Source organism: Xenorhabdus entomophaga (assembly GCF_037996725.1).
Taxonomy (GTDB): domain Bacteria; phylum Pseudomonadota; class Gammaproteobacteria; order Enterobacterales; family Enterobacteriaceae; genus Xenorhabdus; species Xenorhabdus khoisanae.
The window spans coordinates 1-343 of record NZ_JBBMXH010000396.1 but is presented as its reverse complement, the minus strand read 5'-3'; the positions used below and the strand labels follow the sequence as shown (position 1 = coordinate 343).

Genomic DNA, 343 nt, shown 5'->3' with positions numbered 1-343 from the left:
TCCTAGCATGGAAGAGATTCGTCGTTTGAGGTTGCGATGATCTTGCTCAATGAGGTTATTGAGGTACTTATTCTGCCGGATAACAATGATTTCTTCCTTGGGTTTTCCCTGGGTTAATTCGTCCACTGCCGCTTTGTTGACGCCACTTTTGTCCATCGTCACGACCTCCGGCTGACCATGCTGACCTATCTTTTTTTGAAAAATCGCAAGGCCACTTTCTTATCCCGACAGGCTGTCAGCAGAAAATCAATGGTATTACCGTCTGAGTCCACCGCCCGATAGAGGTAACGCCATTGCCCTTTGATTTTGATATACGTTTCATCCATGCGCCACCGACGCCCAA

At 47.5% G+C, this 343-nt stretch carries 1 pseudogene; it reads right to left on the bottom strand.

The features are described from left to right. Positions 1–326, bottom strand: a pseudogene (locus AAC854_RS23370) (IS6 family transposase); the annotation flags it as partial. Positions 327–343: the final 17 nt, after the last annotated feature.